This window comes from Ruegeria sp. HKCCD6119 (assembly GCF_013110585.1).
Classification (GTDB): domain Bacteria; phylum Pseudomonadota; class Alphaproteobacteria; order Rhodobacterales; family Rhodobacteraceae; genus Ruegeria.
Genome location: NZ_WVQV01000008.1, coordinates 118,049 through 132,319, shown reverse-complemented (window position 1 = coordinate 132,319; position 14,271 = coordinate 118,049). Strand labels below are relative to the sequence as shown.

At 63.0% G+C, this 14,271-nt stretch carries 6 protein-coding genes; 4 read left to right on the top strand and 2 right to left on the bottom strand.

Going from position 1 to position 14,271, the window contains the following annotated elements; translation table 11 throughout:
- Window positions 1–9: 9 nt before the first annotated feature.
- Genes GS611_RS16510 through GS611_RS16495 form a run of 4 tightly spaced genes read left to right on the top strand, consistent with a single transcriptional unit; the run spans window position 10 to window position 6,687 of the window.
- On the top strand, window positions 10–1,017 hold the full coding sequence (locus GS611_RS16510) for a MoxR family ATPase (protein WP_152459465.1): 1,008 nt from the start codon (window positions 10–12) through the stop codon (window positions 1,015–1,017).
- Window positions 1,014–1,889, top strand: a complete 876-nt coding sequence (locus tag GS611_RS16505) for a DUF58 domain-containing protein (protein ID WP_171637426.1) — start codon at window positions 1,014–1,016, stop codon at window positions 1,887–1,889. Before GS611_RS16510 ends, GS611_RS16505 begins: the two co-directional genes overlap by 4 nt.
- Entirely contained in the window at window positions 1,886–4,648 is a 2,763-nt protein-coding gene (locus tag GS611_RS16500) for a DUF4159 domain-containing protein (protein ID WP_171637424.1), read from the top strand. Before GS611_RS16505 ends, GS611_RS16500 begins: the two co-directional genes overlap by 4 nt.
- Window positions 4,645–6,687 carry a hypothetical protein gene (locus GS611_RS16495; protein ID WP_171637422.1) on the top strand — a complete coding sequence of 681 codons (2,043 nt, stop codon included), beginning with the start codon at window positions 4,645–4,647 and terminating at the stop codon, window positions 6,685–6,687. The genes GS611_RS16500 and GS611_RS16495 overlap by 4 nt, the downstream gene beginning before the upstream one ends.
- Here GS611_RS16495 and pbpC read toward each other — a convergent pair.
- The gene (gene pbpC / locus GS611_RS16490) at window positions 6,684–8,720 is read right to left on the bottom strand and encodes a penicillin-binding protein 1C (RefSeq protein WP_171637420.1); all 2,037 of its coding nucleotides are present in this window, start codon (window positions 8,718–8,720) and stop codon (window positions 6,684–6,686) included. The genes GS611_RS16495 and pbpC overlap by 4 nt on opposite strands.
- A gap of 36 nt (window positions 8,721–8,756) precedes the next feature.
- Window positions 8,757–14,183 (bottom strand): alpha-2-macroglobulin family protein, encoded by a 5,427-nt coding sequence (locus GS611_RS16485; protein WP_171637418.1) that lies wholly within the window; start codon window positions 14,181–14,183, stop codon window positions 8,757–8,759.
- Window positions 14,184–14,271 lie beyond the last annotated feature (88 nt).

Here is a 14,271-nt window from a genome sequence, read left to right as displayed (position 1 = left end):
GGGAAAGTCATGACCGAACCTGCCGACCTCGTAGCCGAGATCGAAGCGCTGGAAAACAAGCTGCAAGAGGCCAAGGCCTCGATCACCCGCCGCTTCATCGGGCAGGAGAGGGTCGTGGACCTGACGCTGACCGCGCTGCTGTGCGGCGGCCATGCCTTGTTGATCGGTCTGCCGGGTTTGGGCAAGACACGCCTGGTTGAGACTCTGTCGACGGTGATGGGCCTGCATGGCAGCCGCATTCAGTTCACGCCCGATCTGATGCCCGCCGATATTCTTGGGTCCGAGGTTCTGGACACTGCCGACGATGGCAGCCGCCATTTCCGGTTCATTCCCGGCCCGATCTTCTGTCAACTGTTGATGGCGGATGAAATCAACCGGGCAAGCCCGCGGACACAATCGGCGCTGTTGCAGGCGATGCAGGAACGCACCGTTACCGTGGCGGGTGAAGATCGTTCATTGGGTACGCCGTTCCACGTGCTGGCAACGCAAAACCCGATCGAGCAGGAAGGCACTTATCCGCTGCCCGAAGCCCAGCTTGACCGGTTCCTGGTGCAGATTGACGTCGAATACCCCGACCGCCAGACAGAGCGGGATATTCTGCTGGCTACGACCGGGGTTGAAGAGGAAGAGGCGCATCAGATTTTCAGCAAGGAAGAGTTGCTGGCCGCGCAGGTCTTGTTGCGCCGGATGCCGGTCGGAGAATCCGTCGTTGAACTGATCCTTGATCTGGTGCGGGCGTTCCGCCCCGAAGAACCCGGTGTGTCCGAACGGGTTGCCGAAACCGTGGCCTGGGGTCCGGGCCCCCGTGCCGCGCAGGCGCTGATGATGACGGTGCGCGCGCGGGCCATGTTGCAGGGGCGCCTGGCACCCAATGCCGAGGATGTTCTGGATATGGCGCGCCCGGTGCTCAGCCACCGGATGGCGCTCAACTTTGCGGCAAGGGCGCGTGGTGACAGCCTTGCAGAGCTGATTGATTCGACCGCTGTCGGGCTGATCCGGACCGAGGCCGCGGCGTGAATGCCGAGCTGACCCTTCGCGAAAGATCCGAAGCCGAGGCATCGCGGCTACCGCCCCTCTTGGCGCGGGCTGAGCACTTGGCCGGAACCGTTCTTCTGGGCGACCACGGTCGACGGCGGTCCGGGATGGGGGATGATTTCTGGCAATACCGCCCGGCACAGGTCGGCGACAGCCGTCGCATGATCGATCACCGCCGCTCGGCGCGGGGGGATCAGCAGTTCGTACGTGAACGGGAATGGCAGATCGCGCAATCCGTGATGCTGTGGGTCGATCAGGGGGCTTCGATGCGGTTTGCGTCCGACAAGACCCTGCCGACCAAAGCGGATCGCGCGCGGCTGTTGGGGCTGGCGACATCCATCCTTCTGGTGCGCGGCGGTGAACGCGTAGGTCTGACCGGAACCACCTTGCCGCCCCGGCGCGGCAATGCGCAGATCATTCGGCTGGCGCAGGCCTGGTCCGAGGATGATCAAGCGGATTACGCCCCACCCGAACACCGCGCCATGATCCCTCATGCCCGCGCCGTGTTCATCTCGGATTTTCTGGGCCCCATGGATGAGGTTGAACTTGCCCTGACCAAAGCCGCCGACCGCGGCGTGCGCGGCGTGGTTCTGCAAGTGCTGGATCCGGGTGAAGAGTCGTTTCCCTATCGCGGGCGCACCATTTTCGAAAGCGTCGGAGGGTCCGTCCGACACGAAACGCTCAAGGCCGCCGAGCTGCGGGACCGTTATCTGGAACGCCTGGCGCACCGCAAGGACGCGTTGAGGCAACTGTGCCGAGCGACGGGCTGGCAACTGGGCCTGCACCACACGGGTGACAGCGCACAAGCGGCTCTGTTATGGCTTTATCGGGCCTTGGATGGGGGCACGCGATGACGGTTCTGGCGGGCATCGGCTTTACCGCGCCATGGGTGTTGCTGGGTCTTCTGACTCTGCCGATCCTGTGGCTGATCCTGCGCGCGGTTCCGCCCGCACCGATCCGCCGCTTGTTCCCGGCGGTCACGCTGCTGTTGGGCCTTAAGGACGACGAAAGCGTATCCGACCGCACCCCATGGTGGCTATTGCTGCTGCGGATGCTGGCGGCGGCTGCGATCATCATCGGGCTGGCAGGGCCGGTTCTGAACCCGTCACGGGATGAAACCGGAACCGGGCCGCTGCTGCTGGTGCTGGACGCCAGTTGGGCCGGAGCCGCGCGCTGGCCGGCGACACTTGACCAAATCGACACGCAACTGTCGGAGGCCGGGCGCGCGGGCCGAACGGTTGCGATTTTGCGCCTGACAGAGCCGGAAACACCGGTATTTCAGGCCGCGGAAGCGTGGCGTGGGCGTTTGCCGGGGCTGACCCCGAACCCCTGGCAGCCGAATGCGGATCAGATTGCTCAGATCATTGCCGCGTTGAACGCCGTTGACGGCGGATTTGATACCCATTGGTTCAGTGACAGGCTGGATTATGCAGACCACGCTGAACTGGTGTCCAGCCTTCAGGCGCGCGGAGATGTGACGGTCTATCAGGCGGCCTCCCGGCCCGTGGCGATCCGGCCTGCGGCCTATCAGGACGGGCTGATCCAATTGACCGTTCAGCGCGCGGGCCCCGGACCGGAAGACCGCGTGACGGTATTGGCGCAAGGCCGTGATCCGGCGGGCACGGCCCGGGTGCTGCATTCCGTTGAGCTGACCCTGGAGGCCGGTGAAACCTCGGCGCAGGCCGATCTGGCGCTGCCGTCGGAATTGCGCGCCCGTATCACGCGGTTTGAAATTCAGGGCCAAAGGTCCGCCGGGGCCGTGACTTTGACCGATGACAGTCTGCGCCGGCGCGAGGTTGCGCTGATTGCCGGAACCCGCAACCGTGAAGGGCTAGAGCTGTTGTCACCCCTCCATTACCTGACGCAGGTTCTGGTCCCGACCGCGGATTTTGTCGATGGCGGCCTGCTTGAGGTTCTGCCCGCCAACCCGGATGTGATCGTCCTGTCGGACGTGGCGCAGATGTCGGAGCCGGAAGAGGCCGCTTTGATCGAATGGGTCGAACAGGGCGGGCTTCTGCTGCGTTTTGCCGGTCCGCGCATGGCGGCCAGCGATCTGGGCAGGGATACCGAAGACACCCTGTTGCCGGCGCGGCTGCGCAGCGGTGGACGATCCGTCGGCGGTGCGATGAGCTGGGGCGAAGCCAAGACGCTGGCTCCATTCCCCGAAAGCTCTCCGTTTTTCGGCCTGGATATCCCAAAGGACGTGGTTGTTTCGACCCAAGTCATGGCGCAACCAGACCCTAACTTGGCGGATCGCGTGATTGCTTCGCTGTCTGACGGGACTCCGTTGGTAACACGCAAGGCTTTGGGGCTTGGGCAGGTGGTGCTGTTTCACGTCACTGCGGATGCCGAATGGTCCAGCCTGCCGTTGTCGGGCCTGTTCGTCGAGATGCTGGATCGTTTGGCCGTGGCTTCGGCAGCCAAGTCGCGGCAAGAATCGCAACTGCAAGGCACCACGTGGGAGCCGGTTCAGATCATGGACGGGTTTGGCGCCTTGTCAGATGCCGGAACCTTGGCCGGTGTGGATGGCGTTCAGCTGATCTCGGGCCGGATCGGGCCAGATTTGCGTCCGGGTCTCTATGAAAGCGGAAAGCAGAAGCTGGCATTGAACGTGGTTTCGGAAGAAACCGAGCTGCGCCCGGTGACCTGGCCCGCCAATGTGCCGATCAAAGGGCAGGAGGTCAGCACGGAAACCCCGCTTGGTGGCCTGTTGCTCAGCCTCGCGCTGATCTTGCTGACGGTTGACGTGATTGCCTCGCTGGCCTTGTCGGGCAGGCTGGGCCTGGCGCGAACGGCGGCTGCCGCGCTGGCCGCTTTTCTGCTGGTGCCGGACGCACAGGCGCAGACGCCCGAAGATACCGAATTTGCCCTCGCTGCAACGCACGAGCTTGTGCTGGCGCATGTGCTGACCGGTGAGACGCAGGTGGACGATATTGCCGAGGCCGGATTGCGGGGCTTGGCGCAAACCCTGTTCTTTCGCACCTCTGTCGAACCGGCGGACCCAATCGGCGTTGATCTGGAACGAGACGAGCTGGCATTCTTTCCGCTTCTCTATTGGCCCATCACGCCGAACCAGCCGCAACCTTCGGCCGAGGCGTATATCAAACTGAACGCCTATTTGCGTTCGGGTGGGATGATCCTGTTTGATACACGCGATGCGGATATTGCCGGTTTCGGCGCATCCAGTCCGAATGGCCGCAAGTTGCAGCAACTGGCCGGACCGCTGAATATCCCTGCATTAGAGCCGATTCCCCGCGATCACGTCCTGACCAGAACATTCTATTTGCTCCAGGATTTCCCGGGCCGCTATTCCGGCGCAGAAGTCTGGGTCGAAGCTGCACCCGGGGATGCAGAACAGATCGAAGGGATGCCATTCCGCAACCTCAATGACAACGTGACACCGGTGGTTATCGGCGGCAATGACTGGGCCGGGGCCTGGGCCGTGGATCGCAACGGCCAGGCCCTTTTGCCTGTCGGTCGTGGGTATGCCGGGGAACGGCAACGCGAACTGGCCAATCGTTTTGGCGTCAATCTGGTGATGCACGTGCTGACCGGGAATTACAAATCCGATCAGGTCCACGTGCCCGCCCTTTTGGACAGGTTGGGACAATGACCGGAACCGTCATATTCGACCCGCTGATCCCGTGGCCGCTTTTGGCTGCTGTGGGGGCGATTGCCGCTGTCGGAGTAGCTCTGGCCTTGTGGCGCGGCTTGTCGGGCTGGGCCCTGCGGGGATTGGCGGCCCTGGTTGTCATCGCGGCACTGTCCGGTCCGGTCTATCAAGTCGAGGACCGCGCGCCGCTGACGGATATCGTTTTGATGATCGAGGATGAAAGCGCCAGCCAGACACTTTCGGACCGGGTCGAACAAACGGCGCAGGCCGCCGAAGATCTGGCCGCCGAGATTGAGGCGCGCGACAATACGGAACTGCGCCGCATTCGGATCGGCGACGGTGACGGGGATGAGGGCACGCAGGTCATGGCCGCCCTGAATGAGGCCCTGGCCGAAGAGCCGCGTGCGCGCATCGCAGGCATTCTGGTGGTATCGGACGGGATCGTGCACGATGCCGATCAGGCCCCGGAATTGCCAGCGCCGATGCATCTGCTGCAATCCGGGCGTGCGGACGACTGGGATCGCCGGCTTATCGTCCGAAATGCGCCTGCCTTTGCCATCATCGGTGAATCGGTGACTTTGACCCTGCGCGTTGAAGACAGCGGAGCAGCCCCCGCGGGTGCCGCGACAGCGCCGCTGGAGATTTCCGTGGATGGTGGTGAGCCTCAGCAGCTGAGTATTCCAATCGGTCGGGATGTCGAACTGCCTGTCACCCTGCCTCATGGCGGGCGCAACGTGATCCAGTTTTCCGTGCCCCTGGCCGAAGGCGAGTTGACCGACCGCAACAACACCGCGCTGATCCAGATGAACGGCGTTCGGGATCGCCTGCGCGTTCTGCTGGTCTCGGGCGAGCCGCATCCGGGCGGGCGCACATGGCGCAACCTGCTGAAATCCGACAGCTCGGTCGATCTGGTGCATTTCACCATCCTGCGCCCGCCCGAGAAGCAAGATGGCGTGCCGGTGGACGAATTGTCTTTGATCGCCTTCCCGACCCGCGAGTTGTTTCTGGAAAAGATCAACGATTTCGATCTGATCATCTTCGACCGTTACAAGCGGCGCGGCATCCTGCCTGCAATCTATCTGGACAACGTCACCAGTTATATCAATGACGGCGGCGCCGTTCTGATTGCCGCCGGTCCCGATTTCGCCGGAGCTGACAGCATTTTTCGGTCGCCGCTGGCGCCCATCCTGCCAGCGCAACCTTCCGCGCGTGTCTTCGAGGAACGCTTTGTTCCAAAGGTCAGCGCGTTGGGTCAGCGCCATCCGGTGACAACAAATCTTGGCGATTCCGAGGATTGGGGGGCCTGGTTGCGCCAGATCGATGTGAACCATCGCTCGGGCGAGGTTCTGATGACGGGCATTGACGAACGCCCCCTGCTGGTTCTGGACCGAGTGGGCGAAGGGCGTGTTGCGATGCTGGCATCGGACCATGCCTGGCTGTGGAGCCGTGGCTTTGAAGGTGGCGGTCCGCAACTGGAACTTTTGCGCAGGCTGGCCCATTGGATGATGAAGGAACCCGAACTCGAGGAAGAGGCGCTGTGGGCCGAAGCCAACGGCCAGTCCATGCGCATCATTCGACAGACGCTTGGGGATGATGTGGGTCCGGTGACTGTGACGCGCCCGAACGGCGAAACGCTGGAAATCACCTTGCAGGAGGTCTCTCCGGGGCGGTTCGAAGCGCAATACTATGGGCCCGAGATTGGTCTTTACCGTTTGCAGGAAGGTGACCACATGGCCGTGATCGGGCTTGGTCCCGCCGCGCCGAAGGAGTTTGAACGCACCATCGCAACGGGGGATGTTCTTGAACCGGTTCTGACCGGCATGCGGGGCGGCGTGATCCGGGTGGAAGATGGATTGCCGTCGATCCGCAACGTGCGCGCCGGGCGCCCGGCGGCTGGTCGGGGCTGGATCGGTCTGACCCCGCGCGATGCCTACGAGACACGGGATGTTACCCAGGCGGGTCTGCTGCCGCCTTGGCTGGTTTTGCTGTTGGCAGGAGGTTTCCTGTTGGGCGGTTGGCTGCGCGAGGGGCGGCGCTAATCGATCCTGATTGACGCCCTGTCGGATTGACCTTGCGCATCCACCACGACAAGTGAGGTGAAGCCGGTCCCCGGATTTGGGATTTCGAACTCTCGTCGCCGCTGCCCGGTCAGCACCGGCACGCCATCTGCCAGTACGGAAAACGGCCCGACGCCGCCACGCAGTTTGACCGTCAGAGGTGCTCCTGACGTCTCTAATACGGCGTTATCGGGCGGGAACAGCAGGTCCGGCGCCGCGGGATCATCCTTGAAAGCTGTCGTGCGGGGGCGAAATCGCTGCAACGGCTGAGGCAATTGGGCCGCGCCGACAAGCAAGGTCGAAGGTGGCGGTGGGCGCAGGGGCGTTAGATCGGGTTTCAACAGGTTGAAAGCCTCGGCCAACAGGGGTGCGGCAAGGTCGCCCCCGAATGCACCGGGAACAGGCGTTCCATCAGCGCGGCCCAGCCAGACCCCTATGACGTGCTGCCCGTCAAAGCCGATGGCCCAGGCATCGCGGTGGCCATAAGACGTGCCGGTCTTGTAGGCCAGCGACCCTGTTGCACCGCCTGCCGGTGGCGCAAGCCCGGCCAGAATGTCCGAAACCTGCCAGGCCGAGGTTTCCGACAGAACGCGCCGGGTGCGCTGGGCGTCTGCCAGAACGTCATGATGCAGGATCGGGCCTGTGCCGCCAGCTGCCAGAGTGGCGTAAACCTGCACCAGATCGTGCAGGCTCAACCCCACGCCCCCCAAAGAAATCGCCAATCCGGGTGTTGCGCCATTCAGACGTGGCTCTGATCCGGCCAACCTCAATGCTGTCATCAACCGAGCGGGGCCCAGCTCATTCGTCAGGCGCACGACGGGGATGTTCAGCGACAGCTGTAGGGCGTCCCGCACCCGGACATCGCCACGGAAGGCGCCGTCGAAATTGCGCGGTGCGTATCGGCCAAACATCACGGGGCTGTCGCTGATCAGGGTCTCGGGATGGGCCAGCCCCTGATCGAAGGCCAGCCCGTAGACCAGAGGTTTCAGGGTCGATCCGGGCGACCGTACGGCCCGGGTCATATCCACGAACCCCTGACGGGCATCTTGGTACCCGGCAGATCCGACCGATGCCAGAACCTCGCCGCTGCGATGGTCGGCCACGATCAGAGCCCCGGAAACGCGTGGTCCGACGCGGTTGGCGGCCCGGGCCACCAAGGTTTCCAGCCGGGCCTGCAATCCGGCATCCAGAGTCAGATCGAAGGCCTGTGTTGCGGGTGCTTGCCGCCTCACGCGGTCAGTCAGATGAGGTGCAAGACGCGGAAACGGATTCATCCGATCCGGAAGAGGCTCGGTCATGGCCGCGCGCGCTTCGGCATCGGTCAGGACGGTGTGGCGCACCAGCCTGTTCAGAACCCGGTCGCGGGCCTGCCGGGCAGCCTCGGGCTTGCGATCCGGGCGCCGGGCCTCGGGGGATTGCGGTAACGCAACCAACAGGGCGCTTTGCGCGGGCGTCAGCCGGGTGGCGTCCTTTCCAAACCACGCGCGGGCGCCGGCGCGGAGCCCTTCCAGATTGCCACCATAGGGGGCATGGGTCAGATAAAGGTTCAGGATTTGCTGTTTGCTCAGACGCCGCTCCAACGCCAATGCGACTCTGATCTGGCGAAATTTCCCGCTCCAGCGCCCGGTTGGACCATCTTCGATCAACCGCGCCACCTGCATGGTCAGAGTGGACCCGCCCGACACGTTACGCCCGTTCCACAGGCTTTGCCCGGCAGCCCGCAGCATCGCGATGAGGTCCACTCCGGCGTGGGTCCAGAACCGTTTATCCTCGTACCGGATCAGCATAGCGATGAAATCCGGGTCAACTGCGCCGGGCCGCAGCCTCCAGATGCCATCTTCAACTGGAAACGCCCGCAGAAGGTCGCCATTCCGGTCCCGCATCTCGACCGAAGTTTCAGCCATAACGGAAGGCAGGGTTGTGGCATCGACCCAGCGGTCAACACCATCCCGTGCCAGCGCCGTCAGGTAGAGTGCTCCGGCCAGCGCAAACAAGAGCCGCGACCGCTTAGGCATGACGACCACCCAAACAAGGGTATGGCGCAAGTCCGGTCACTGGATCGCGACCCGTCCGGTAGATGTCCGCGCCCGGTTCTGCGGGCGGTACATGTCTTCGACCGAGGCTGCCGGATGATGGAACACGCCAGGTGTCACGGCGCGCGCCACGTAGGCCAGCGTCACGGTTTCACGACCGGACAAATCAACGGCGGCCAGGAACCGGTCCGAGCGGAACTCGGTATGGGTGGCGTCGGACAGATCCAGCCAGTCCAGCGATCGGACATCGCCCGAGCGCAGCAGGCTTGGGTTGTCAATCTCGATCCCGGCGGCCAGTGGATCGTTCACCATCAGCCGCGCACCGCCGTTTTCGAACGGTGTAACTTGCAGTACGGTGACGAACCGATCACCCACGGCAAAGCGTTCTGAATCGATCAGATCGCCATCCATCGAATAATACCGCCGTTCGATTGCATAGCCGGTGCCGCCTGCCTCGGGCGGAACCTCCGGGATGCCTGTGACCGTCAAGGTGATATCCGTCGCCTGACCGTCGGCGGCCGTGACGTTGATCTCATCCGCCTGTCCGGATTGCAGAACTTTCACAAACGGACCGGAAACCGGCGCCCCGTTGACCATCAAGCCCGATCCCGTTGGGTCAGACACAAGCGCGTGCGCCGCCAGCAATGACCACGTGGCCTCCTGAGTGGACAGCGGCGCGCGGCCGGTGCTCACCCGTTGGATCAAAGCATCGCGGTCAATCGCCTCGCTGCCCGCGTCCACGGCAAGGCTCAACAAGCCCGCTGCATCCCGAAGGTGGGTGCCGTAGTCAGCGCGCCAGACGTTCAGTTGCTGGTTCTGTTGCCGATCCAGCATCCGCGCGGCACGGTTGAACATCGCATCCGCTCGGGTCTGGTCGCCGTAAGAGGCCAGAGCTGCGCCCAGTTGCGCCGCCGCCAGAGGGGTGTCGAAGGCATCCCCTTTGACATCTGCGTAATAGCGCAGATCGCCCATCGAGGCCGCGCCTTCCCGCGCAAGAACCATCAGGGCATAAGCGATGTCCTGACCGCCTTCGTCGAAATCAGGCGCGTAATTGACCCTGTTCCGAAGATTGTCCATCGCCTGAGCGAACGCCCGGTCCGGCACGAGATGCCCCTGAATGCGGGCACGGGACAGGAAGTCGGTCACATAGGCGTCCAGCCAGAAATCCCCGCTGTCTGCGCGCCACAGGCCAAAGGCGCCGTTTGCGGCCTGACGAGTCAGGATACTGCGGATCGAATCGGCGATGCGTTGATCCACAACCGGGCCATCCCCCAGCCCCGTGGCTTGCGCAACGGATGACAGGTACAGCAACGGCAGCGCTTTGCTGGTGATCTGTTCGGTGCAGCCATAGGGATAACGGTTCAGCTGATCCAGCAGTCCGGGTGTGTCGAATTTTGCCAACGCTCCGGCGGACAGGATGGCCTTGGCCGAACCCGGCTGGAACCCGTCAAACACGTCCTGTGAAAACAGGAAGCTGCCGCCTGCGCCCAAGGCAAAACGCCGTGTCAGGGCAATCACCGGATCATTGGCCCGCACGGGCATCCGCAGGGTTTGCGACAGGTCGCGCCCATCAGGAGTGGTGATCGAAACGCTGATTTCAGGATCGCCGACGGCGCTGGCCGTGATCGGGATCTCGAAAACCGCCTTGCCACCGTCCTCCAGCACAAAGCTGGATGGTGCCGCGCCCAGCTCCAAACCGTTGGAGGCGCTCAGGCCAAGTGCCATTTCCCCGGGTGTGCCATCCGCATGGACGATCTCAAGACGCATGCGGCTTTGATCGCCCGGGGCAAGGAAGCGCGGAAGGCTGGCGGTGACGACCACAGGGTCGCGGACGATCATTTCAGCTTCGGCCTGGCCGACGGCTTTGTGCGACCACGCGACGGCCATCAGGCGGACGGTTCCGTTGAAAGCGGGAAGGGGAATGTCGATCTCAACCTCACCATCCGCGCCGATCTCGACCGGGCCACTGAACACGGCCATCAGGTCTTGCGTCGGCGGCGGAGACTGGCGACGCATCCCGCTGTCATTGTCGCCGCCCGAGCGCACTGTGCCCATGGCTCCGTTCATGCCGTCGATCAGTCGCCCGTAGACATCCCGCAGATCAACACCCAGACGGCGCTGCCCGAAATAGTATCCTTGCGGGTCCGGGCTTTTGAACCCGGTGAGGTTCAGAATGCCCACGTCGACGGCGGCCAGGGTCAGCCAGACCGGCTCATCGTCCACGGTATTTTCGACCCTGATACGGGCTTTTTGCGTCTGACGCGGTGCGGTGACCTCGGGCACGTCGACAGTTACGGAAAGTCTGCGGTCCACTGGATCGATGCTGGCATGGGCCACGCCCATCGCCCGCGCCGGGTTCTGACCGGCTGCAACATCCATTGGGCGGATCACGGTTGCGGTGACATAAGCCCCGGCGCCCCAATCCTGGGTCACCTCAATCGGGATCAGAGTTTCCCCTTCGGGCACCTCCACGATCTGGCGGTGGATCAGACGGTTCGAAAGGACTTCGATCTGAGCGACACCGGCCCTGCGGGGCACGATCCGCAACTGCGCCGTATCCCCGATGCGATAGCTGTCGCGATCCAACGACATTTCAAGCCGGTCCGGCGTGGTCGATGCATCGGCGGCCTGGTACCAGCCCGCATAGAAATCGACGGCGGTTTCGGAATATGTTCCGTCAACTCGCTGCACCACCAGTTCATAGCGCCCCCATTCCACCGGTTGCGTCAGCGTCAGAGGGTCAGAGAGGACGTCCACCTCGCCGGTGGCGACACGGCTGCGGCGCGTTGTCGGTTCCCAGTTCCAGTCGCCGTGAAGCTGGTACCATTGATAGCGCGTTTCTATCTTGTTCAGCGTCCAGCGGAGACGCATCGGAACGGGCGTCAACTCAGGAGACAGGCCAACGATCTCGAACGCTGCCTCGGTGCCTTCCGGGATGACTTCGTCGAACAGAGGTTTGACACCAATAACAGGGTGCGGCGGCAGGACGGGCGCGGTCAGGCGACGCTCGACCGGGCGGCCCGAGCCATCGGCCAGCCGGGCGATGATTTCAGCTTCGATTGGCTTTCCTTCAGTCTCTAACACGGGGACTTTGACCGCCACGGTCGCGTGCCCGGTTGCGTCTGTGCGCGTGTCTCCGAAATATGTGCTCTTGATCGAGGTTTCTGCATCATAGCGGCCAAAGCGATATCCGTCGTAGCCCGGGACCGTGTTCGCCGGGCGGGCGATGACCTGCCCGTCAATGCTCAGGTCCGACCCCGGCGCTCCAAACAGATAGCGCGCGTCGATCGCGAGCGGTGGACTGTCGCCGGGGCGCAGGGGTGCGTCGGGCAGGGTCAGTTCGAAATCGATCCGTTCGGGAAGGAAATCCTCGACAAGAACGGTCTGACGCGCCAGCGCATCGCCTTTTGGATCGGATTTGATTTCAATCTTCCATGCGCCGCGCGGTACGTCTGCGGCCACGGGCAGGGCAAAGACATGGCCCCCGGCAACACCGCCATCCGAGACAGACCGGCGGTATTCCACCCCGTCCGGGCGATACAGGATCGCCGTCAGAGGCAGGCCCTCGATGGCCTGCGCTTTGCCATCGCGGGACAGGGCGGTGACATGGATTACTTCGCCGGCCCTATAGGCACCTCGGTCGGTGGTCAGAAAGACATCGACCGGCCCCGCCGGTGCGCGCCCTTCAACGCCGCGATCCGACAGGTCAAAGGCAGGATCGGTCAGCGAGAGAAAGCTGAAATCCCTCTCATCGATTGCCGCCGTCACCAGAGCAGGCGCACTGGCCCCTGTGCCGCGTGTCAGGCCCGGCTCGAACCTTGCATAGCCGGTTTCATCGGTCTGTGCCGATGAGATGACGGCGTTCGCCCCTGAGATCAGCGAAACTTCGACACCTTCACGCGGTGCCGCGTCGCTTAGCCCGCGCACGGTCACGTGCAGCCCGTCAGTGCCCAGGGCGGTGCTGATCCCCAGATCAGAAAGCACAAACCATTGCGTTGCGCCGGGATCGTCATAGGGATCGGCCCCCGGAACGCGGGCGGTCAATGCATAGATACCGGCAGGTTGATCCGAGATCGCTTCGGCCATGGGAAGACGTGCCGTCATGGTCTGGTTCAACTGGTTTGAAACCTCGGCAGTACCCGTCCAGATGTCCTGGGCAATCTGGTCCGAGAATTCTTCCTCCTGCCATTCGCTGAGCGGGCGGCCGAAAAAGTCCTGTTGCACGGCCCGCAACAGGTTCCGGTCACTGACCCGCCGCAGGGTCAGGTCCAGTTCGGTGACATTGACCGTTTCGACGGGCAAGGCCGCGTTGGCAGATTTCGGAAGGACATAGCTGCGTCCAGGAAACCGAACCGAAGGCGTCCGGTCGCGTACATAATGGGTCAGTTCGATGCTGCGATTCAGTGCTTCGCCCGAGGCGGCAGGCAAGCCTTCGCGCAATGTCAGGCGATAACGCTGGCCATGCGCGATCCCATCGATGCAAAGCTGGCTGTCCTCGGCCTGCACGACCAGCCCATCGGCGTCACGTTGAACGAAGGGATCATAGTCGACCCCGGCCTTGACCAGTGATTCCGAGAATTCGATACAGATCCTGGGGGCTGCCGCATCGCTTTCGACCGAGTTGTCGACCACGCGGAAACCGTATTTGCCGATGGCTTTGTCCAATGCGGTCAGCACGTCTTCGCGCGGCTGCACCTGCTCGGCCAACCGAAGAACGGGAATCATGTCGCGCCCGCGCTCAACCTCTTCCAGGGCTTCCGCAAGGGTCATCAGAGCAGCGATCTGGGTGCCGGGGGTTTCGGCGCGCAGATAGCCATTGATTGCCGCATTCAGCGCGCGGTTGCGCAGGTCGCGCCGCTCGTTCCAACCCGAAGGGTTCATGGCCAGCAGCAGGTGCGCATATTCCACCCAAAGATCCGCGCGGTCGCTGAGCGATACGGCAACACCGGTCCACTGCATCGTTTGTGCGACACTGCCTGCGTCGCGCGCCGCATCCAGAACGGCCCGCAGATCATACCCCCCTGCCGGGTGCAGGAATCCCAGATCGCGGGCTTGTTTTCTTGCGTGATCCAGATCGTCAGAACTCAGGACGCTCAGTGCTTGCGCGCGCGTTTTTCCCAAGATTAGAGTCTGTTCGCTGCTTGGTACCTTTTGCGCGGACAATGCGCCTTGATACGCCTCTTGTCTGTTCACGCCACTTTTGGGAAAGCAGGCATCGGAACGGGTGTTATAGGTGAACGCCGTACATTGCGCGTTGGCCGAGCAGGCCTGAACACAGGACTTCAGATCGGTGTCGAACAACGGATCCAGATCCGACCCGTAAAAATCCGTGTCCCGAGAGGTGACATAGCGGAACTCAGGCACCGCACTCTGCGCCAGAACGGCGGCGGGAAGGATCAGAAGGCCAATTATGTAAGTTATTGAAATAAAAACAAAGCGGTGCATCGTGCTCTCCTCTTTGGGCTCAACCTTGCATGGCGCGCGCCTGTAGCGCAACGGCTTAAACAGTTTTTCATTCTCTGTCGCGATGCTG

Bases quoted from the DNA above. Each gene is read 5' to 3' on its own strand.
- GS611_RS16500 (WP_171637424.1), top strand. From the start codon at position 1,886: ATGACGGTTCTGGCGGGCATCGGCTTTACCGCGCCATGGGTGTTGCTG.
- GS611_RS16510 (WP_152459465.1), top strand. From the start codon at position 10: ATGACCGAACCTGCCGACCTCGTAGCCGAGATCGAAGCGCTGGAAAAC.
- GS611_RS16485 (WP_171637418.1), bottom strand. From the start codon at position 14,183: ATGCACCGCTTTGTTTTTATTTCAATAACTTACATAATTGGCCTTCTG.
- GS611_RS16495 (WP_171637422.1), top strand. From the start codon at position 4,645: ATGACCGGAACCGTCATATTCGACCCGCTGATCCCGTGGCCGCTTTTG.
- pbpC (WP_171637420.1), bottom strand. From the start codon at position 8,720: ATGCCTAAGCGGTCGCGGCTCTTGTTTGCGCTGGCCGGAGCACTCTAC.